A 21,308-nucleotide genomic window follows, 5' to 3' on the forward strand; every position below is an offset into this window, starting at 1 on the left:
GCGGATGAGCGAAACAATCCACGCCTTCGATAGCGCCTCCGATCTTGCCAATACGCTTGCGGCTGATGTCGCCCAGCGGCTCGACGCGGCAACCAAGGAACGGGGGACCGCAAGCATTGCGGTCTCTGGCGGCTCTACACCGAAGCTGTTCTTTCAGGCGCTTTCCCAGCACGATCTCGATTGGCCCAATATCAGCGTGACGCTGGTGGACGAGCGTTTCGTGCCGCCGGAAAGCGATCGCTCCAATCATCGTCTCGTCGCCGAGAATCTTCTGCAAAACAAGGCGAAGGCGGCTTATTTCGTGCCGCTGTTCCAGCCGGCGGCCTCGCCGGAGGATGCGGCAACGCTTGCGACCGTCAAGACCGAAGCGATCTGCGATCCCTTCGATGTTGTCATTCTCGGTATGGGAACGGATGGCCACACGGCCTCGTTCTTTCCCGGTGGAGACAATCTCTACGAAGCGCTTGATCTCGATGAGCCGCGCGGCGTTTTGACCATGGCGGCCGAGAATGCCGGCGAGGAACGGTTGACCTTCAACTTCTCCAGCCTGCACGATGCCGGCTTCCTGGTGCTGCACATCGAAGGCGCCGCCAAGAAGGCGACGCTGGAGAAGGCGCAGTCGGGCGAGGATGAGGAAGAAATGCCCGTCCGTGCCGTGCTGAACCGGGCAGAAACGCCAGTGGATATTTACTGGGCGCCATAAGCCGACGCGACGGCCGCTCCTGCGGCCCGCGACGAGCGCCCCGAAGACATGAAGACTGAAACACGACAACCGGCATTCGCCTCCCGGAACGCCGGTTGTCGACCAACGAACAGGATGAACGCCCATGTCCGTCGATTCCCGCATTCAGGCCATCACCGCCCGCATCGTCGAACGTTCCAAGCCCTATCGCGAGACCTATCTCGAGCGGCTGCGGCTGCAGGTCTCAAAAGGCGTTCACCGCTCCGTCCTGTCCTGCGGCAATCTTGCACACGGGTTTGCGGTCTGTTCCCCCGCCGACAAGGACATCCTTGCCGGCGACCGGGTTCCCAATCTCGGCATCATCACCGCCTATAACGACATGCTGTCGGCGCACCAGCCCTATGAGACCTTCCCGGCCATCATCCGCGATGCAGCCAAGGAAGCGGGCGGTATCGCTCAGGTTGCCGGCGCCGTACCTGCGATGTGTGACGGCGTCACCCAAGGGCAGCCCGGCATGGAGCTTTCGCTGTTTTCCCGCGATGCCATCGCCATGGCTGCGGGGATCGGCCTCTCGCACAACATGTTCGATGCCGCCCTCTATCTTGGCGTCTGCGACAAGATCGTGCCCGGCCTCGTCATCGCCGCACTCGCCTTCGGTCACCTGCCCGCGGTCTTCATTCCTGCCGGTCCGATGACATCAGGCCTGCCGAATGACGAGAAGTCGCGTATTCGCCAGCTTTACGCCGAAGGCAAGGTCGGTCGCGCCGAGCTGCTGGAAGCGGAATCCAAATCTTACCACGGTCCCGGAACCTGCACCTTCTACGGCACCGCCAATTCCAACCAGATGCTGATGGAGATCATGGGCTTTCATATGCCTGGTTCCTCCTTCATCAATCCCGGCACGCCATTGCGTGACGCGCTGACCCGCGAGGCTACCAAGAGAGCGCTCGCCATCACCGCGCAGGGCAACGAATTCACCCCCGCCGGCGAGATGATCGACGAACGATCCATCGTCAACGGCGTCGTGGGTCTGCATGCGACCGGTGGTTCCACCAATCACACCATGCATCTGATCGCCATGGCGCGCGCCGCAGGCATCATCCTCACATGGCAGGATATTTCTGATCTCTCTGACATCGTGCCGCTGCTGGCCCGCGTTTATCCCAACGGGCTGGCCGATGTGAACCATTTCCACGCTGCAGGCGGCATGGGCTTCCTCATCAAGCAGCTCCTGAAACAAGGCTTCGTGCATGACGATGTGCGCACCGTCTTCGGACAGGGTCTGGCCGCCTACACCGTGGATGCACTACTGGACGAGAAGGGCGCGGTCACCCGCCAGCCCTCCCCCGAGCAGAGCCACGATCCGAAGGTGCTTTCCAGCATTGAAACACCGTTCCAGCCCACCGGCGGTCTCAAGATGCTGACCGGTAATCTCGGCAAATCCGTCATCAAGATTTCCGCCGTCAAGCCGGAGCGCCATATCATCGAAGCGCCCGCGATTGTTTTCCACGACCAGCAGGAGCTTCAGGACGCCTTCAAGGAAGGCAAGCTTAACCGCGACTTCATTGCGGTCGTCCGCTTCCAGGGGCCGAAGGCGAATGGCATGCCTGAGCTGCACCGCCTGACGCCGCCGCTCGGCGTGCTGCAGGACCGCGGCTTCAAGGTGGCGCTTGTGACGGACGGGCGCATGTCCGGCGCATCCGGCAAGGTACCGGCCGCGATCCATGTTACGCCTGAGGCTTCCGATTGCGGGCCGATCTCGCTCATCCGCGATGGCGATATCATCCGTCTCGACGCCGTTTCCGGATCGCTCGAAGTGCTGGTGTCCGCCGCCGAACTGTCAAAACGCGAACCGGCGCGCGCTGATCTCTCCGGCAATGAATGGGGCATGGGCCGCGAACTTTTCGCCCCCTTCCGCCGTAATGCCGGTCCTGCCGATCAAGGTGCCAGCGTCCTGTTTCATTGATTTCCAAAAGGCGAAGGCTGGATGCGGCTTTCGCCTTTAAACCCCGCTCTGCGGCATCGTCACACCGCACTTTCACGCCCGGGACGGGCGGACGCAGAAACAGCTTTATTTCCCATGCCTTAAACGCCAAACTTGTCATGCGGCTGTGATGATCGCCTCTTAAGGCGTTCCCGACCAGCCGTGGGATGACGGCGCAGTTTCGGATAATGGGACATGACATGACGATTTTTTCAAGCAACCGCCGCGATGTGCTGAAGCTTATGGCGGGCACCGCCATGCTGCCGCTGACGGTAGCGGCCATGCCGGCAACGGCGCAGGATGTAGCCCTGCGTGCCATCGTCATCTCCGATCTGCATTCGGCCTATGAGCGTATCGGCCAGCTTCTCGCGGCCATCGAAACGCGTATCGCGGCCGACAAGGCGCCCCACATCATCCTGCTAAATGGCGACCTTTTCGAACTCGGCAACGCCGTGGCCACACGTTCGGCCGGCGAAATCGAATGGACCTTCCTTGCGGCGCTCGCCAAGCTTGCCCCCACGGTCATCAATATCGGCAATCATGAGCCCGATATCGACAATGACCTCGCCAATTTCGTCAGCCGTGCTCAAGCCCTCGGCATCACCGTGCTTTCCAACATCATCGACAAGCGAAGCGGCAACCCCTATGCGCCGTCCAGTGCCGCGGTGAAGGCCGGCGAACGGGCGGTCATCGTCGCGGGCCTCGCGACCAATGCGATCAATACCTATCCGAAGGCGACGCGCGAGATGCTGGACATTCCTCAGCCGGTGGAATGGGCGAAGGCCAATCTGCCCGAAATCGTCAAAGCGGATGCGATCAATATTGTTCTGAGCCACGCCGGCGTTGTCGCCGACCGCGATATTCTGCCGGTGCTGCCTGACGGCACGCTGCTGGTGGGCGGCCATGATCACCTGAATTTCGTGCACGAAGAGGGCGCGACGCGCTATGTCCACACCGGCTCCTGGTGCACCTCCATGACGGTCGCGACAATTACCGGTCCCGGCAAGGCCGCCGCCATTGAGACGGTCACCATCGATCGTGATGCTCCCGCCTCGCCGGCTCTCAAGACTCTCATCGAGCAGACGCTTGAAAAGCACCTGACCGCAGAAGAACGGGAAGTTGTCGGCAAGGCCGCCAAGGCGATGACCGTCGACGAAGCAGGGCGCCATGTGGCGCATCTGATCGCCGCGAAGACCGGCGCCGATGTCGGTTTCATCGGCCACACCTCTTTCGGCGCAGGCCTGCCTGCAGGCGATATTCGCCGTTATGATTTCAACGCCTCGCTGCGCTTCGACGGCAAGCTGATGGTGACCGAAGTGGACAGCGAAACGCTCGTCCAAATCCTCAAGCGATGCAATCAGGACAGCAACATTCCGCTCGCCGCACGCACGGGCGACTATCTCTACGCCATGCCGGAAAAGCCGGAGAAGAAAGGCCGTTACAAACTGGTCTGCAACGACTGGTCCGCCACCAACCAGAAATCCTATTTCGGCCGCAGCGATCTCGCCTTCATCGAAGTGCCGGATGTGAAGCTGAAGCAGACGGTTCTGGGCGGGCTTTCCTAAAGCCGCAAATCGTCAGGGTCTTAGAACGACCGGATATCCAGCTTGCGGTCCTTGTGGGCCGGGTGCGTGCTGAACACGAAAATTCGATCCAGCTCCTTCTGTGTCAGCATACGCAGGAAGCGGACATGGATGGTGTTGTTGGCGTTGACGCGCAACATCACGCAGCCGATCTTGGTGATGCGGGCATCGGGGATATCGAGATAGAACTGGTTCGGCAGGTTGTATTTGGTCAGTAGCGCCAGCACGGCCTCTGTCTGGGAGATGCGAATGACGTCGCAGCGGCGTGCCGCCATGTGCATCACGGCCTTTTCGGTATATTCGATGCGCGCCGCGTTCATGGTGTCTTCCATGCGGAACCGGCTTTCGCGGTCATACATGAAGGACTCTTCCTTGCTCAGATAATGATTTCTGATGACACCCGCACCGCTCTGCACGCCCGAACTCCCAATGCTTACCAATAGGACGAGACTAGGCCATAGTCTTTAACAATTCATATCAGCGTCAGCTTAAACAGGACGGAAGCGGGACATTTCCGACGTTTTTCCACACGGCTGATAAGCAGTAAAAAGCCCCGGAACGGACAGTTCCGGGGCTTGTTTCAGTATCGCCACTGTTTACTTGCGGTAGGCTTTGCCTTCCGCATCGAAAAGATGAAGCTTCTCCTGCAGGGCGGCAAAGCGCAGGGTTTCACCCTTACCCACGGAAACAATGCCCGGTACCTTTACGATGATCGGCTCCTGGCCCTTGGGCGCTTCGAGATAAAGCAGGGTCACCTCACCCAGGGCCTCCACGATCGCGACTTTTCCCTCGAATAGATAGTCGTCGCCCGTCGCGATGCTCAGGTCTTCCGGCCGAACGCCAAAGCTTGCGGCCTTGCCCTGCTCAGATGCGGATGTGGGAACATCGACGACCAATGTCTTGCCGCCGGCAAGTTCGATGGAGGTCCGTTCACCCGTGCCGGTCACTTTCGCACCGATAATATTCATGGCGGGCGAGCCGATGAAACGCGCCACGAAAAGATTGGCCGGCCTCTCATAAAGCTCAAGCGGCGCGCCGACCTGCTCCACCCGCCCAGCGTTCAAAACGACGATGCGGTCAGCGAGCGTCATCGCCTCCACCTGGTCGTGGGTAACGTAGATCATCGTTGTATCGGCCATCTGCTCGTTGAGCTTGGCGATTTCAATGCGCGTGGCAACACGCAGAGCCGCATCGAGGTTCGAGAGCGGCTCATCGAACAGGAAGACCTTGGGGTTGCGGCAGATCGCGCGACCGATGGCGACACGCTGACGCTGGCCGCCGGACAGCGCCTTTGGCAATCGCTCCAGATATTGCGTGAGCTGCAGGATTTCGGCGGCGGCGCGAACGCGGCGGTCGATCTCCTGCTTGCTTTCCCTGGCGATCTTCATGCCGAAGGCCATGTTGTCGTAGACAGTCATGTGCGGATAAAGGGCATAGGACTGGAACACCATGGCGATGCCCCGACGCGAAGGCGGGATTTCGTTGACAAGCTGGCCGTCAATATACATCTCGCCGCCGGTGATTTCCTCCAGCCCGGCGATCATGCGCAGCAGGGTCGATTTTCCGCAGCCGGAGGGGCCAACAAAAACGATGAATTCGCCCTGTTCGATATCGAGATCGATGCCGTGCAGCACCTTCACCTGCCCGTATGATTTACGGATATCCTTGAGAACGAGACTTGTCATGGGTGTTCCTCCCTCATCTGTCAGGCGTAACGGGCGAAGAAAGCGCCCCATGCCGGAAGTTCGACGCTTCTGCCCTTCAGTCCGCTTGCAAAGCCATGGCCTTCAAGAACCTCCCAGTTCCCTTCCGGCAGCGTGGCCTCTGCTGGCGTCGCTGACAAGTTAAAGACGCAAAGAACGGTTTCGTTGCCCAGCTTGCGGGTATAGCTCAACACCTCTCCCTGCACGGGCTGAAATTCGATGCCGCCCTTTGCGAAAGCCGGATGCTGCCTGCGGAACGCGAGGAAGCGGCGGTAATGCTCCAGCACCGAAGCCTCATTGCCCTGCTGGGCGCTCACGGCGCGCTGCTTGTGCTCGGTCGGAATCGGCAGCCACGTCTTGTCGGCCGTCGAGAACCCGGCCTGCGCATGGCCGGCGTCCCATACCATCGGCGTACGGCAACCGTCGCGGCCCTTGAATTCAGGCCAGAACTGAATGCCGTAAGGATCCTGCAAATCTTCGAAAGCGATATCGGCTTCGGTGAGGCCGAGTTCTTCGCCCTCATAGATGCAGACGGAACCGCGCTGGGTCATGAGAAGTGCCGACAGCACCTTCGCGAAAGCATCCTTGTCCTCGAGATGTTCGCCCCACCGGCTGACATGGCGCACGACATCATGGTTGGAGAAAGCCCAGCAGGCCCAGCCTTCCGGTGCAGCTCTCGCAAAATCCGCCTGTACATCGGCAACACGCTGCGGGGTCAGCGCATCGGGCGCGAGGAATTCAAAGGCGTAGCACATCTGCATCTTGTCATCGCCGGAGGTGTATTCGCCGACGATCTCGAGGCCACGCTGGCTGTCGCCCACTTCGCCGACGGCGGCGATATCAGGGAATTCGTCCAGTACGGCGCGGAAGCGCTTCAGGAAGGCGATGTTTTCCGGGCGGTTCTTGTCGTAGAGATGCTCCTGGAAGTTATAGGGATTGACCGCAGGCGCGGTGGAGGCATTGCGGCGCTCCGGCGCCAGCGCCGGATTATCGCGCAGCTCAAGGTCGTGGAAATAGAAGTTGATGGTGTCGAGGCGGAAACCATCGACGCCGCGCTTCAGCCAGAAGCGTGTGATATTCAGCAGCTCTTCCTGAACTTCCGGATTATGCAGGTTAAGGTCCGGCTGCGAGGTCAGAAAGTTGTGCATGTAATATTGCATGCGGGTCGGATCCCACTGCCAGCCCGAGCCGCCGAAAATCGACAGCCAGTTATTGGGCGGCGTGCCATCCGGCTTGCTGTCCGACCAGACATACCAGTCGGATTTTGCATTGTTGCGGCTGGCGCGGCTTTCCACGAACCAAGGATGCTGGTCGGACGTGTGCGACAGAACGAGATCGATCATGACGCGGATGCCGAGACGGTGGGCTTCGGCGATCAGCCCGTCGAAATCGGCTAGCGTGCCGAACATCGGATCGACATCGACATAATTCGAGACGTCGTATCCAAAATCCTTCATCGGCGAGGTGAAGAAGGGCGAAATCCAGATCGCATCGGCACCGAGGCCTGCGATGTGATGGAGGCGATCGGTGATACCCTTGAGATCGCCGATGCCGTCGCCATTGGAGTCCTGATAGGAGCGCGGATAGATCTGATAGATAACAGCGCCGCGCCACCAGTCCTTGTTGGGCGTCAAAGCGGAAGTCACCGAAGCGGTCATGGAAGTGTCCTGTGTGGTATGGGCGTTCATGGAATGATCAGCCTCCCTTGACGGAGCCTGCCAGCAGGCCACGCACGAGATAACGTTGAAGAGCGAAGAAGACGCCGAGCGGCACGACGATGGTGACGAAGGCCGAGGCGGTAAGAATCTCCCAGTTGCCGCCGCGCGAGCCGAGCAGCGCGTTAAGCGCGCCCGTCAGCACCAGCTCATCCTTCTGCGTGCCGAGGAACACCATGGCGACGAGCAGGTCGTTCCAGGTCCACAGGAACTGGAAGATGGCGAAGGAAGCGAGCGCGGGGAAAGAGAGCGGCAGGATGATCTTGACGAAGATTTCGAAATCGCTTGCGCCATCGACACGGGCGCTTTCGATGATCTCTTTCGGCAGGCCGGAAATATAATTGCGCAGCAGGTAAATCGCGAGCGGCAGGCCGAAGGCGGTATGCGCCAGCCAGATACCGGCATAGGTCTTCGACGGCACGCCAAAGATAGTGCCAATTTCATTGTACAGTCTCAGAAGCGGGATCAGCGACATCTGCAACGGGACGACGATCAGGCCCACCACCATGGCGATCAGCAGATTGCGGCCGGAAAAGTTCATCCATGATAGCGCATAGGCGGCAAAGGCGGCGATGAGGATGGGGATGACGGTTGCGGGCACGGCAACTGTCAGCGAGTTGACGAAGGACTGGCCGATGCCTTCCGAGGTGAGTACCGTACGGTAGTTGTCGAGAGTGAAGACGGGCGGCGTTGCGACAGAGATGTAGACGCGCTTGCCGCGCGAACCCTCGAAGCTTGCGGCTTTGCTATATTCGTAAGTGCCGTCTTCATTGATAAGCAGCGTCTCGCCATCGCCGATGTCAGCGGCTTCACCTGCCTTGAAAGCTGTCGGCTCCTGCACGCGCACGCCGAAGGCCGCAACCTTTCCGCCCTGGCCGTTTTCGAAGACATTGCCTGATATGACGTAGCGGCTGCCATCCTGCTTCTGAGCCGAGGCATCGGCCAGACGAACGGCTTGGGTTTGTTCGGAGCTCGAAAAAGCGGTCCACCAGCCCGACACCGTGATCTGATCCTTGTCGCGCAGCGAACTCACGAGAATGCCGAGCGTTGGCAAGAGCCAGAGCAGCACGACGATCAGAACGCTGGCGTGAACGATGAGCCGCGGCAGGCCGACGCGGCGGAGGCGTTTGACAATATCCATCTCAGCGGCCCTCCATCTCGCGGTTTGCCTGGCGGATGTTCCAGACCATGATCGGGGTGACGGCCGCCATGATGATGAGCGCGATAACAGCGCTTCGGCCGCTATCACCGCCGCCGCGGAACATCCAGTCGAACATGAGATTGGCGAGAACCATGGTGTTCCATTGCCCGTTGGTCATGGTCAGCACGATATCGAAGACCTTCAGCACGAGAATGGTGATCGTCGTCCAGACGACGGCGATAGTGCCCCAGATTTGCGGAACCATGATCTTCCAGAAGATCTGCCAGCCATTGGCGCCATCGATGACAGCCGCCTCGATGGTCTCTTCCGGAATACCGCGCAAAGCCGCAGAGAGGATGACCATGGCGAACCCGGTCTGAATCCAGATGAGGATGACCATCAGGAAGAAGTTGTTCCAGAAGGGCATGGAAATCCAGACCTGCGGATTACCACCGAAAAACTCGACGATGGCGTTCAGCAGGCCGATCTGCACCTGACCTTCGGCGCGGTATTCATAGATGAACTTCCAGATGACGGAAGCGCCGACGAAGGAGATCGCCATCGGCATGAAGACGATGGACTTGGCGATGTTGCCCCACCAGATGCGGTCCGTCATGACGGCGATGACGAGGCCGAAGAAGGTGCAGGCGGCCGGCACGACGGCGAGCCAGAGAATGTTGTTGAAGATCGACTGACGGAAACCGGCGTCGAAAAACGCCCAGCGATAATTGGCGAGACCGACGAATTCGCTGCCGGTGCGGTCGTAGAAGGAGAGGATCAGCGTCGCGATGACGGGATACACAAGATAGACGAGCAACAGGATCAGCGCCGGGCCTATGAATAGCCAAGGCCGGACGGCGGCACGGCGATTGAGATTGCGGGATGCGTGAATGACGTCTCCCGAGCGGACGGGAAAGATTGCCTGCAACGCCTTATCGGATAGCCAGTAATAGGCAGCACAGGCAAAAACGCCCGCTACCATAACGCCGATGGCGGACACCAGTTGTTGAGCCATGTTCCCTCCCTGATCCTCTCCGCGCCGCGTTGATTTATGCAGCTGTCGGGCCGTTCCTGCGGAAGAGGCCCGGCAGCGAGCCGCCAGGCCTCGTCTTAATCGGTGTTACTTCAGGCCGTCCCAGGCCTTCTGGATATCGGCGGCGACCTGATCGGCGGACTTGCCGCCGACGAAATCGATCATGCCCGTCCAGAAAGCGCCGGCGCCGATCTTGCCGGGCATCAGGTCGGAACCGTCAAAACCGAAGGTCGTCGCCGTGGTCAGGATTTCACCCTGACGCTTCATCTGCTCATTGGCATAGGTTTCGACATTCACACCCTTGTACGGCGTCAGGAAGCTGGACTGCGCCATCCACACTTCGTGGGCGATCGGCGTCTGCAGGAATTGTACGAATGCCTTGGCAGCGGGCGCTTCCTTAGTGATGGTGACGAGCGTGCCGGCACCGAGAACCGGCTTGCCGAGGTCCGGCTTTGAGGCATAGGTCGGCATGTAGAAGAAATCCGCATCCGTTCCGACCTTGGTGCCCTCAGGGAAGAAGGAGGGAATGAACGATGCCTGATGGTGCAGGTAGCACTTCGGCGGAATGTCGAAGAGGCCCTTGGGGCTGTCGCGGAAGTCGGTGGAGGCTACGGCCGCAACGCCGCCACTCACATATTTTTCGTTCTTGGCGAATTTGCCGAATTCGTTGATCGCGGCAACCACGGCCGGATCGGTGAATTTCACCTCGTTGGTCGTCCACTTCTGGTAGACATCCAGCGGCTGCGTGCGCAGCATCAGGTCTTCCACCCAGTCGGTTGCCGGCCACCCGGTCGCACCACCGGAGCCGAGACCAATGCACCAGGGCGTGCCGCCATCAGCGACGATCTGATCGGTGAGCTTGAGCAGGTCTTCCATGCTCTCGGGAACTTTATATCCCGCTTCCTCGAAATTCTCGGGCACATACCAGACGAGCGACTTCACATCGGCCTTGAAGGGGAAAGCGAAATAGGCCTTGTTGCCGTCCTTGCCCTTATAACTGCCGAGATCGACCCAGGATTTACCCGCGCCGTAATTTTCCTCGACCCATTTGGCCGTGTCGTCGCCGAGCGGCACAAGAAAACCCTTGGCGGCAAGATCGGCGAGAAGGCCAGGCTGCGGCAAAATGGCAATATTGGGCGGCGAGCCGGCCTGTGTGTCGATGACGATCTGCTGCTCGTAGTTTTCCGACGAGGAATAACGGACATTCACGCCCGTCGCTTCAGCGAAATAGGCGAGAACGGACTGGAACAAAGCCTCGTCCTCACCACGCCACGGGCCGAAAATCGTCAGCGTCTGGCCTTTAAGGTCAGCATGGGCCGCTTTGAAGTCTTCGTAGCTTTTCCAGTTGAACTTGGCGTCCTGGCCCGGCGCGAATTTCAGATCGGCGGCAATGGCCGAACCCGACAGCAGCACGATTGAAGCAGCCGTCGCCAAAAGGGTCTTCCGCATGTGATTTACCTCCCATCACATAAAAGGCTCAAAGCGTCCTCTCCAATCAAAGCGCTTTGGCTGCCTATTCATCTCATTGTCATCAAGATGGAGTCAAGAGGCTCTTTATTCGGAAACGCTGCCTGACCTTCCAAATAGTCATATTGATTTAGGAAGGCGGCTATCATTTTCGATTGAGAAAAGCGGACGGGGCTGTTAAAAATCTAAAGCGCTTTGGGAAAATGAGGAGGGGCTTTTGGCCTTTTCCGGGCGCGCGCATGGAGGAATGACAGACATGAACCTGAAACAGCTGTCGCAACTGCTGGGCATTTCGCAGACGACCATCAGCAGGGCGCTCAACGGCTATCCCGAGGTCAGCGCGGAAACGCGCCGCCGCGTCATGGAAGCCGCGGAGAAGACGGGATATCGCCCCAATGCCGCGGCACAGCGGCTGGCAACCGGCAAGGTCGGCTCCATTGGGCTCGTGATGCCGATTGGCGAACATCACCGTTCGGATGTGCATTTCGGCGAATTCCTGAGCGGTCTTGGTGAGGAAGCCTCGCGCAGCGGCTTTCATCTCGTCATCATGCCCACCGAGCCGGAAAAGGAACGCGAAGCCCTTCGCGGGCTCGCCGCTAGCGGCAGCGTCGACGGCATCTATCTCGCTTATATGAAGAATAACGATCCGCGCATCGCCATGATGCAGTCGCTTTCCCTGCCCTTCCTCGTGCATGGCCGCTCCATCGGCGTGGAGGAGGATTATCCCTACCTCGACGTGGACAATGAAGGCGCCTTCCGTGATGCGACCCAGCTTCTGCTTCAGCTTGGCCATACGCGCATCGGGCTGCTGAACGGTCCGGAAGGCTATGATTTCACCTATCGGCGCTGTCTCGGGGTGGAAAAGGCGCTGGCGGCAAACGGCCTGGCCTTGCATGCAAGCAATAAGAGACACGGCAGCATGACCGACGAGGAAGGTTATCTCGGCATGGAGGCCCTGCTTTCACGCCCGGAGAAACCGACCGCCATTCTCTGCGCCAGTACCGCGCTTGCACTTGGCGCGATCCGCTCGCTCAACCAGCGGGGCCTGAAGCCCGGCAAGGATATTTCCCTTATCGCCCATGACGATGTGCTGCCGCTTTTGAAACCCGATAATTTTTCCGTGCCGCTCACCACCACGCGCTCGTCGCTGAGAGCGGCAGGCGTCCGCGTGGGCCAGCGCCTGATCAATCGTATCAAGAACGACCAGACGGAGCCGTATCAGGAACTCTGGAAGGCGGAACTGGTAGTGCGCGCCTCGACGGGGCCGGCTCCGAAAGCGTAGCCGGCCGGTTTCAACCGCCTAGAACTTCGGTGCCGCCAGGCCTTCGGCGCGATGAGCGGCGATGACGGTGTTGGCCATCAGCATCGCGATCGTCATCGGGCCGACACCACCGGGAACAGGGGTGATGGCCGCGGCAACGGCGCTTGCTTCATCATAGGCGACGTCGCCCACCAGCTTCGACTTGCCTTCACCCTTTTCGGGTGCGGGAATGCGGTTGATGCCGACGTCGATGACGGTCGCGCCGGATTTCACCCAGTCACCCTTCACCATCGCCGCGCGGCCAACCGCCGCCACCAGAATATCCGCCGTCTTGCAGATGCCGGCCAGATCCTTGGTTCGCGAATGCGCCATCGTCACAGTGGCGTTGGCATTGAGCAGAAGCTGGCCCATGGGCTTGCCGAACAGGTTGGAGCGGCCGATGACAACGGCGTTCAGGCCGGAAAGGTCGTCTCCGTGAATGCCGCGCACCAGAAGCATGGCGCCTGCGGGCGTGCAGGAAATGAGACCGGTGGCAAGATCGCCGGTCGCGAGCTTGCCGGCATTCAGCACGCTCAGGCCATCCACGTCCTTCTCAGGCAGGATCGACTGGATTATCTCGTCTGAATTGAAATGTTTCGGCAGCGGCAGCTGAACCAGAATGCCGTGGATGGAGGTGTCGGCATTCAGTTCACCGACCAGCTTCAGGAGGTCAGCCTGTGTGGTCTCCTCCGGCAGCGTGTGCTGGATGGAATTGAACCCGCATTGCTTGGCCATCTTGCTCTTGGAGTTCACATAAGCGTGGCTGGCCGGATCATTACCGACGATGACGACCGCGAGACCGGGCTTGACGCCCTTTTTCGCCTCAAGCGCTTCTGCCGATGCGCGGACCGCCTCCGTTACCGAGGCCGCCTTCGCCTTCCCGTCAATCACAACTGCCATGCGTCCTGCTCCTCATGGGTTACGTAGGCTCCGTATGGTGCCCCCGTCGCAGGAATGCAAGCTAAAATGCGGCGTTTTCAGGCGGTTTTGCGGTAGTCTTCTTGGTGGTCGGCATAATCGACGAGACGCTCCCTCAGGAGCGCCAATTCCCGTCGCAATTCCATCAGCTCCTCCGCTTCCGCCTGGGCATGATCGGCGTGGCCGGCAAGCGCATCAGCCAGCAGCGGCGGCAGCGCGGACGGTGCCTGACCGGCGATCCCAACCGTGCGGTTGCCCATCAGAACCTGCCTTACACGCTCGTCGAGCGGCATGCGCTCATCGTCGTTAACCGCACCGGCGTAATAATCGGCGAAGCTCTCCTCGTCGTGGCCAGCATCCAAGCCGGCCGTTTCGGCATCAGGAGATTGCAGATCGTCAAACACAGCCGGTTCGATTGGCTCGAATTCCGAAAATTGCACGGGTTCCTCCTCGGGGAGCCGGATTGCCGATTCCGGTTCGAAGGCGGAGGCATCCTGCTCTTCCTCGTCACGGCGACGGTACGTCAGAAGATAGAGACTGCCCAGCAATCCGATCAGGCCGCCGCCGCCCGCCATCATGGCGGCCTGGGCAAGATCACGCGATAGTTCTCCCGGACCTGCCTTTTTCGCGAGGCGGGTCTCAAGGGCAGGCGTCGTAGCAGAGGAGAGATCGCGGCGTTCGCTCGCCTCCAGATAGGTGTTTCTCGCCGTTTCGAGCTCCCCCTGCAGTCTGGAGAACTCTCCCGGAGCAACACCGAGACCATTCAGGCGATCAAGGTTCTTTTTCCGCTCGGCTTCAGCATCGGCGATCTCCTCAGCGAGGCGCTTCTCGTCCGCTCGCAGTGCGTCGAGCAGTTGGCGCAATGCTGGAGCAGCGAGTGCCTGTACGGCATCCACCGCGTTCCGGGCGGCGATGTGTCGGGGATGTTTCGGGCCGTAATCGACCGAGATGCTGGAAAGCGCCATACTGGCGGCGGCATGTTTCTGCCTGATATCCTCGAGTGCAGAAAAGGCGATGCCGGAGGGAAGCGGTTTGGAGAACAGATCGTTGGGTTTCAGGGCCGAAGCCGCCGCCAGATCCGCCTGCAGCGACTGCTGTTGTCGGGTCGCCGCGGTGATTCTGTCGTTCACGTCACGCAATTGCTGCTCGAGCTGCTGCACCTCGGTAATCACCGCATCACCATGGCGCATCTGGAAACCGCTTAGCGCCGCCTCGGCCTCGTCCATCCTTGTCCGCGCCCGCTCCATCTCCCGCATAGCGGGCGTCATGGTGCCGGCCTTGCCGTCCGCCATGATACGCATCGAAAGATAGTCGGTAAGCCGCATGGCCGCTTCTGGCGTCGCAGCCCTCGAAGTCACGATCAGCGTCGTCTCGTCGGGCGACAGTTCAAGCCCTATCCCATCTCCGACCGCGCTGTTAAGCGCCTCACGCGGGGAGAGCGGACGCGCATCCGCGCCGGTCAGAAGATCGACAAGCAGGTGAAATTCACCCTGTTTGCGAACGCCGACCAGATCGGCAGGCTTCAGCTTGAGATCGCTGCTGATCCGGTCCAGCCCGCCAGGTGAAAGCAGGGTGCGTCGCGCCATCGCCAGAAAGCGGGTCGCATCTGGTGCATCATAAGCGGTCTGTGATACCTCGATCTGCGCCTGCGAAACATAGCCGCGAAAACCGGAATCAACGAGCAGCAGCGGCAGGGCTGCGCCGGTTACCGTGGCGGCCGCGACGCATCCGGCGGTCAAAAGCCGAAGACAATGCCTGCGCCACTGCGACGCGGGCGCGGCAATCTCATCCCCTTCCGGGCGGGTCGCCGTCATATCTGGACTGTGATCAACCATCTGAAGCCGTCTGCCACCTTCGCCGCCGCCCGCGGACGGACAGCTGTCAAAACCTTACGAGAGGTTAAAGGATCGTGGCAAACAAAAGGTTAACGGACCTTCGCCGAACTCGCCTCAGCCCTTGCCGAGAGCGATATGCCAGGGTTCGGCGCAAAGGCTGTAAAGCCAGCTCATATGCAGCCTGCGGAAGATTTCAGGCATGCCAGCCACTTCGGACGATAATATCTTGAAAAGCGGCCCGACTGCGATGGCGACTCGCGCGTCCTCGCGGTTGACGGTGCGATGCAGCCACATTTCCTGATTTTGCTTGGTCATTCCCGCCAGCAGCATATCCACTTTCACGCCGGACGTCTCGCCGCTCAGCATGACGAAGTCGTGCCAGGGCGCATGGCTACGCAGCTTGGCAAGAACGACACCGAGCTGGGCTGCATCGTCACCCGCAACGCCGATCCGTTTCGGTACTGCCATATAGGTGAGGAGCGCCATGACAAAGGCAACGCCATCGATCACGACCGGCAGAGGCTCACCATGTGCGCGCCGCGCGGCAGCGTTCAACGCCTTGCCCTGCGGGAAAAGCAGGCAGCTTTCGAGGACCTGCCGATAGCCGATGTCCTTGAGTGAAAGCTTTGCCTTTTCAAGGGTGAGAAATGAGAGCGACGTGTGGCCCTCAGAGGCGGAAGCCCTGTCGCTCACATGTTCCAGCGCTGCGTTCCAGTCGAGGTCGCAGAAGTGCAGCCCGTAAATGTCTCGCTGCTGTCCCGGTCGTGCAAAACCCGTCGTTACGTTCATACCCAGCCCCCGATGCAAGCCCCGCCCGTCACGCGCACGTTTCTGCGGGTTCGCGGTTCATGGACCGTTTATACATGTGCTGGTTGAATTTACGCTGAAAGCAATCAATAGAATTCCAAGGCCCACGCGAAGGAATGATTAACCACGTGGATCACGCGACCGTCCCTTGCCACTGGCCATGCCGAAGGCACGAAGCGGGGCGGCGCTATCAGTGGCCTGGCGCGGCGGCCGCTTCCTTGCCGGCGTCGGCTTTTTCACCTTCGACGATCTTGATGGAACGGGGTGTTCCATTCCCGTTCTGCTCACGAATGTCGGCTTTGGACAGATAATCGAGTTGCTCGATCAGCACGTCCTCGACCACCTCGTCATCGAGCCTCTTGTTCAGCCCCTCGCGGATGCGCTGCTTGAAGGCGTCGGGATCGAAGGTAGAGATATTGGCGATGTTGACCATGGAAGAACCCGCCAGGAGCGTGAACAGCTCATCGGTCATCAACTGGGTTGCCGGCAACTCGATTTTCGCCATCTTGTCCTTGTCGACGCGCAGCGAAATACGGCTTAGGAAATAACCGTTTACCCCGCCATCATTGATGACGGGAATGGTGATGCTTTCGCCCTTGACCAGTTGCAAGCTGGCCTTTTTTGCGCCCGCCTCGTCCGGCGCGGGCGCCGTCGCCATCTGGACGGAGAAATACACCGCGCCGAGCGTGACGGCGCAAACCCAGACGCCGGTGAGAAGAAGCTTCAACATCAGGAGGCTGCGCCGTACATGAACTGTTCCTGGGAGTAGGTACCATCCGTGTCGGCTTCCTGGATTGCGTTCTTCAGGAGGTCGGCGACCGCACGAACTGCATTCAGATGTGCCTCGACGCGGCTGGCATTGGTGGCGAGCTTGGACTTGATGCCCTTGACCTGCTCCATGTAACCGGCAGCGATTTCCTCGCGCGGGGTATCCCGGAACAGCATCGTCAGCTCATAAAGGCACCGGCTCTTATGGGCATTGGAGACCTTGAAGTCGAACCGCGGGTCCTTACCGATATTGTCGTTCTCATGGTCGATGATCATTTCAAGGCGGCCGAGAACGGATTGGATACGGTGGTCGTTCGACATAAGGTCCATGCTTGTCTCCTCGTTAGGGTTTTTCATTCTCAAGCCTCGTCCGTTTTCTCATTGGAAACGCCGAGGACCTGCCGCTCGAACTCCGCCACCATCCGAATTGCAGCATTATGGTCTTTTTCATTCATCGATACGTCGGTTATGCCTTTGCTTTCGGCCTTCCGAAGCGCATCCTTGTATGCCTGCTCTGCAATGCCGACACCGCCATTTCTGGAGATCGTGTCGGCAAACTGTTCGGCCATCATGCTCTTCCAGATTTCGCCGGCATTACCTTTGCCGTAAACTTCCTCGCTGTCTTTCGGCAGCATGTTGGCTACGAAGGTCTGGAGGACAGAGGCCTCATATTTGCGATATGTTTCAGGAATTTCGGTGCGAGCCGCGCGAATATTCGTATTGCCAAGGCCCGCCTTCGAGGAGGCGCCATCCAGCATATCCACCGCGGCGCCAAAGCCCTTGCCCGCATCTGCAAGGCTGGTTGCGGCAAAAGCCGCCTTATTGGCCTTGAGTTTCTCCTGGGCAACCTGGACTTCCTGGGGGTCCGCAGCACGCACCACATCCATCACCAGATCACTTATAACCGATATCGCCACGTCCCGATCTCCCGAGCTGACGAACGCGCGGCACGAACCGGCACGTTCACCCAATCAAGAAACATCGCTTTAGGCGTCCTCAAAAAAACGCCCGCGATGCAACAATGGAGCAGACTATGAATCGCCAACCTTGCTGGAGGCTGGTGTCCGGGAAGCATTCGTAATTTCTAACAAATCATAGATTGCATTGTCGTCGGCCTCACGATCCTCGAGATCACGGGCCAGGTGCATCCTGTCCTCCAGCCTGTCGGCCTTGGTTTTTTCTTTGAGCACCCTGTTTTCCTGCAATTGCTGCACGCCGGAGAGCTGACGGTCCTTGACGACCAGACGGCCGTAACGATCCGAATAATGCCTCGAGAATGTCTGATGCACCGGCTCCATCGAACTCATGGCTTCCAGCACGCTGTCCATCGATTGCGCCACCTCGCTTCGCGTGCGGGTGGTGTCGGCCAGTTCGACCTCGGCCATTTTTTCCATGTGGCGCTGGACCGTGACCAGACGCTTGAGTTTCTCCGACCGCTTGTCTAAGGCCACCGCGTTTCTCCCGATCAAAAGCCGATGAAGACCGGGCCGAAGCCATCCACGAACTGGCGGATGAGGGCCGCGACCGACAGATAGAGCATGAAGATGCCGCCAGCGAGAACAAAGGGCGTCGATATGAAGTAGACGGGGATTTGCGGTGCAAGCTTGTTGATGAGGCCGACCGCGACGTTGAACATCAGACCGTAGATCACGAAGGGGCTAGCAAGCCGAAGCATGATCGAAAACGACGCCCTCAGCGTGTCAGTCAGTGTAATCAGCATCTTCTGGCCGCTGATGAGCGCGCCGACCGGCGTGGCGGTATAGGAATCCACAAGGGCCTTGAGGACGATGTGGTGAAAATCCAGCATGAACAGTACCAGCAGTCCGCCGAAGGTGATGAAGTTGGATATCTGGTTTTCCTGGGCGTCTTCGATGACATCGGCGCCGCCGGGCGCACTGAGGCCGACCGATGCGCCGATAAGGGCGCCGGTGAACTGAAAACCAAGCGTGTAAAAGCGCGCGATCAGCCCGTACATAGCACCGATCGCGATCTCCGTGGCGATGAGGCCGACGACAGTGCCCTGATTCGCGCCGGAAATTTTCGGATAGATCGTATCCCATAACACCGGCAACAGGGCCATGGACACAGCCACACACAGCAACATGCGAATCTGCGGCGAAATGCGCGAGCTGGAAAAGCCCGGCATGGTCATGAAACAGGCGCCGATACGGCAGATGGCAAGGAACAACGCGATAATGGTTCCCTGCGGGTCGGTTATCATGAAATGGCGCCCAGGATCTTGATCTCCAGCCCCTTGGCAAGTTCCACATGCGAGAGAACCGGCAGGGTCGCGAAGAGTCGCTCGATAATCATGCGCACATAGGACCGCGTTTCCGGTGAGGTTACAAGCACAAAGGGCAGGCCGCGATCCATGAATTCACGGATAACTTTCGACGCCTGTTCGGAAAACTCCTCGAGATGGCGGGGATCGATATCGAATTCGACGATTTCGCCCTTCTGGTCGCGCTTCAGCGCCTGATGGAAGACCATGTCCCACTTGTTACCGAGACGCAGGACGCGAAGCACGCCATTATCGGCCAGATCACCGCAGAGCTGCTGCGACATGCGCACCCGCACATGTTCGACGATCTGTTCCGTCTTGCGCACATGCGGCGCAAGTTCGGCGACGGCTTCGAGAATGAGATGCAGGTTGCGGATCGACACACGTTCGGCAAGCAGCAGTTTCAGCACGGCCTGCAGACCGGAATAGGACATGTGCGACGAACAAATCTCGTCGGCGAGCTTCTTATATTCGGGATCCAGCCTGTCGATGAGTATCTTGACGTCCTTGTAGGACAGAAGCTGCGGCAGATTGTTGCGAATGACTTCGCTCAGATGCGTCAGTACAACGGAGACGTTATCGATCGGATGGAAGCCTTCGCGCTTGAGATCCTCGGTGAAGGTTTCGAGGATCGATACGGCCGGCATGCCGAAAGCGGGTTCGCGGATTTCGTCGCCCGGGATGCTTGGCTTGCGCCCTGCCCCTGTCACGACGAGAACATCTCCGACGCGCAGATTGCTCGATGCGATGGTCGTGCCGTGAACGCGGATCTGATAGGCCTTCTCCGGGATCATGATGTCGTCGGAAACCTTGATCTCCGGCACGACGAAACCATATTGCGTTGCGAATTTCTTGCGCATCTTGCCGACGCGGAAAGCCAGTTCCTGATGCGCGCCGAGAAGGCGGGTCGAAACCTGTTTGCCGAGCGCCAGTTCGATCTCGGCGGTTTTCAGAACCTGCTTGACCGAGTCTTTTTCCGCCTCTGTCGTCTGGAGAATCTTGCTCTCCTCCTCCTGGCGACGAAGCGCGCTTTCGGCTTCAGCCTGGCGCGGAATATACCAGCTGCCGAACGCCATGATGCCACCGAGGAACATGAAAGGCAGGAAGGGCAGGCCCGGAATAATGGCAAGCAGGCCCATCAACATGGCAGAAACCATCAATGCACGCGGATAACCGCTGAGCTGATTGACGACCGCCTGATCCGTGGACCCCGCCGTGCCGCCACGCGACACGAGGAGGCCGGCTGCCAGCGATACGATGAGGGCCGGAATCTGCGAGACGATACCGTCACCGACGGAAAGCTTGACGAAAACATCGGCCGCTTCGCCGATCGGCATGCCGTGCCGGAAATAACCGATGATGATGCCGCCGAAAATGTTGATGGCGGTGATGATGAGGCCCGCAATCGCATCGCCGCGGACGAATTTCGAGGCGCCGTCCATCGAGCCGAAGAAAGAGCTTTCCTCTTCCAGCTCGCGGCGGCGGCGCTGCGCCTCCTTCTCATCGATGATGCCGGCGGACAAGTCCGCATCGATCGACATCTGCTTGCCGGGAATGGCGTCGAGGGTAAAGCGTGCGCCGACTTCAGCGATACGCGTCGCACCCTTGGTGATGACGATGAAGTTGACGGTGATCAGGATCAGGAAGACGATCAGACCGATAACGAAATCGCCTGACATGACGAGACTGGAAAAGCCGGCGATTACACCGCCGGCCGCCGTCGGACCCTCATTGCCGTGGGAGAGGATGACGCGCGTCGTCGCGATGTTCAGCGACAGGCGGATCATGGTCGCGATCAGCAGCACCGTCGGGAATGACGAGAAATCCAGCGGCCGTTGTATCCATAGCGCCACCATGAGGATGAGGACCGAAAGCGCGATGGAAAACGCCAGGCCGATATCCACCAGAACGACCGGAATGGGCAGGAACAGAACGCAGAGGATCGCCACGATGCCCAGTGCGAAGCCGATGTCACGCGTGCTCGGACTGACCTTGGGCAAGGAAATGACTGGTGGTTGCGCCATAAATTTCGTCCTGTCTCTTCATGAGAAGGGCGACGGAAAAGCCGCCGCACGGTTCCGCGGCATCGTT

General features: G+C 59.5%; 19 protein-coding genes. 4 read left to right on the forward strand and 15 right to left on the reverse strand.

Features of this window, described 5'->3' with window-relative positions; all coding sequences use genetic code 11:
- Positions 1–4: 4 nt before the first annotated feature.
- The 3 genes from pgl (at position 5) to K7A42_RS17610 (ending at position 4,231) form a co-directional block, all read left to right on the forward strand.
- Positions 5–703 (forward strand): 6-phosphogluconolactonase, encoded by a 699-nt coding sequence (gene pgl / locus K7A42_RS17600; protein WP_006698174.1) that lies wholly within the window; start codon positions 5–7, stop codon positions 701–703.
- 124 nt (positions 704–827) lie between these two features.
- The gene (gene edd, locus K7A42_RS17605; protein ID WP_107340484.1) at positions 828–2,648 is read left to right on the forward strand and encodes a phosphogluconate dehydratase; all 1,821 of its coding nucleotides are present in this window, start codon (positions 828–830) and stop codon (positions 2,646–2,648) included.
- A 218-nt stretch (positions 2,649–2,866) separates the two neighbouring features.
- The gene (locus K7A42_RS17610) at positions 2,867–4,231 is read left to right on the forward strand and encodes a metallophosphoesterase (RefSeq protein WP_107340483.1); all 1,365 of its coding nucleotides are present in this window, start codon (positions 2,867–2,869) and stop codon (positions 4,229–4,231) included.
- Positions 4,232–4,251: 20 nt separating this feature from the next.
- Here the strand turns inward: K7A42_RS17610 and K7A42_RS17615 are convergent, their stop codons facing one another.
- From K7A42_RS17615 to K7A42_RS17640, 6 genes are all read right to left on the reverse strand, one after another.
- Positions 4,252–4,608 (reverse strand): hypothetical protein, encoded by a 357-nt coding sequence (locus K7A42_RS17615; protein WP_034496014.1) that lies wholly within the window; start codon positions 4,606–4,608, stop codon positions 4,252–4,254.
- 237 nt (positions 4,609–4,845) lie between these two features.
- Positions 4,846–5,934 carry an ABC transporter ATP-binding protein gene (locus K7A42_RS17620; RefSeq protein WP_004440053.1) on the reverse strand — a complete coding sequence of 363 codons (1,089 nt, stop codon included), beginning with the start codon at positions 5,932–5,934 and terminating at the stop codon, positions 4,846–4,848.
- A gap of 20 nt (positions 5,935–5,954) precedes the next feature.
- Complete coding sequence (locus K7A42_RS17625) at positions 5,955–7,610, reverse strand: alpha-glucosidase family protein (RefSeq protein WP_282455641.1); 1,656 nt, start codon at positions 7,608–7,610, stop codon at positions 5,955–5,957.
- Between the two features lie 37 nt (positions 7,611–7,647).
- Positions 7,648–8,808: a carbohydrate ABC transporter permease gene (locus K7A42_RS17630; RefSeq protein WP_022555635.1), complete on the reverse strand. Its 1,161-nt coding sequence runs from the start codon at positions 8,806–8,808 to the stop codon at positions 7,648–7,650.
- Position 8,809: 1 nt separating this feature from the next.
- On the reverse strand, positions 8,810–9,823 hold the full coding sequence (locus K7A42_RS17635) for a carbohydrate ABC transporter permease (RefSeq protein ID WP_022555634.1): 1,014 nt from the start codon (positions 9,821–9,823) through the stop codon (positions 8,810–8,812).
- 105 nt (positions 9,824–9,928) lie between these two features.
- The gene (locus K7A42_RS17640; protein ID WP_282455642.1) at positions 9,929–11,290 is read right to left on the reverse strand and encodes an ABC transporter substrate-binding protein; all 1,362 of its coding nucleotides are present in this window, start codon (positions 11,288–11,290) and stop codon (positions 9,929–9,931) included.
- Positions 11,291–11,564: 274 nt separating this feature from the next.
- Here K7A42_RS17640 and K7A42_RS17645 point away from each other — a divergent pair, with 274 nt between their 5' ends.
- Positions 11,565–12,590, forward strand: a complete 1,026-nt coding sequence (locus K7A42_RS17645) for a LacI family DNA-binding transcriptional regulator (RefSeq protein ID WP_004440041.1) — start codon at positions 11,565–11,567, stop codon at positions 12,588–12,590.
- Positions 12,591–12,608: 18 nt separating this feature from the next.
- On the opposite strand, the gene K7A42_RS17650 is transcribed toward K7A42_RS17645, so the two are convergent.
- From K7A42_RS17650 to flhA, 9 genes are all read right to left on the reverse strand, one after another.
- On the reverse strand, positions 12,609–13,508 hold the full coding sequence (locus K7A42_RS17650) for a bifunctional methylenetetrahydrofolate dehydrogenase/methenyltetrahydrofolate cyclohydrolase (protein WP_282455643.1): 900 nt from the start codon (positions 13,506–13,508) through the stop codon (positions 12,609–12,611).
- A gap of 77 nt (positions 13,509–13,585) precedes the next feature.
- Positions 13,586–15,361, reverse strand: a complete 1,776-nt coding sequence (locus K7A42_RS17655; protein ID WP_282455644.1) for a hypothetical protein — start codon at positions 15,359–15,361, stop codon at positions 13,586–13,588.
- A 114-nt stretch (positions 15,362–15,475) separates the two neighbouring features.
- On the reverse strand, positions 15,476–16,150 hold the full coding sequence (locus tag K7A42_RS17660) for a WecB/TagA/CpsF family glycosyltransferase (protein WP_045532735.1): 675 nt from the start codon (positions 16,148–16,150) through the stop codon (positions 15,476–15,478).
- Positions 16,151–16,358: 208 nt separating this feature from the next.
- Positions 16,359–16,898, reverse strand: coding sequence for a flagellar basal body-associated FliL family protein (locus K7A42_RS17665; RefSeq protein ID WP_004440034.1), 540 nt, complete (start codon positions 16,896–16,898; stop codon positions 16,359–16,361).
- Entirely contained in the window at positions 16,898–17,266 is a 369-nt protein-coding gene (locus K7A42_RS17670) for a hypothetical protein (RefSeq protein ID WP_006698182.1), read from the reverse strand. The genes K7A42_RS17665 and K7A42_RS17670 overlap by 1 nt, the downstream gene beginning before the upstream one ends.
- Before the next feature lie 29 nt (positions 17,267–17,295).
- Positions 17,296–17,853 carry a rod-binding protein gene (locus K7A42_RS17675; RefSeq protein ID WP_006698183.1) on the reverse strand — a complete coding sequence of 186 codons (558 nt, stop codon included), beginning with the start codon at positions 17,851–17,853 and terminating at the stop codon, positions 17,296–17,298.
- 114 nt (positions 17,854–17,967) lie between these two features.
- Positions 17,968–18,387, reverse strand: coding sequence for a hypothetical protein (locus K7A42_RS17680; protein WP_282455645.1), 420 nt, complete (start codon positions 18,385–18,387; stop codon positions 17,968–17,970).
- A 14-nt stretch (positions 18,388–18,401) separates the two neighbouring features.
- Positions 18,402–19,157, reverse strand: coding sequence for a flagellar biosynthetic protein FliR (fliR, locus tag K7A42_RS17685; protein WP_004440028.1), 756 nt, complete (start codon positions 19,155–19,157; stop codon positions 18,402–18,404).
- Positions 19,154–21,241, reverse strand: a complete 2,088-nt coding sequence (gene flhA / locus K7A42_RS17690) for a flagellar biosynthesis protein FlhA (RefSeq protein ID WP_004440025.1) — start codon at positions 21,239–21,241, stop codon at positions 19,154–19,156. Before flhA ends, fliR begins: the two co-directional genes overlap by 4 nt.
- Between the last annotated feature and the right edge of the window lie 67 nt (positions 21,242–21,308).

It is taken from the genome of Agrobacterium sp. InxBP2 (assembly GCF_026191755.1).
GTDB classification, from domain to species: Bacteria; Pseudomonadota; Alphaproteobacteria; order Rhizobiales; family Rhizobiaceae; genus Agrobacterium; species Agrobacterium pusense.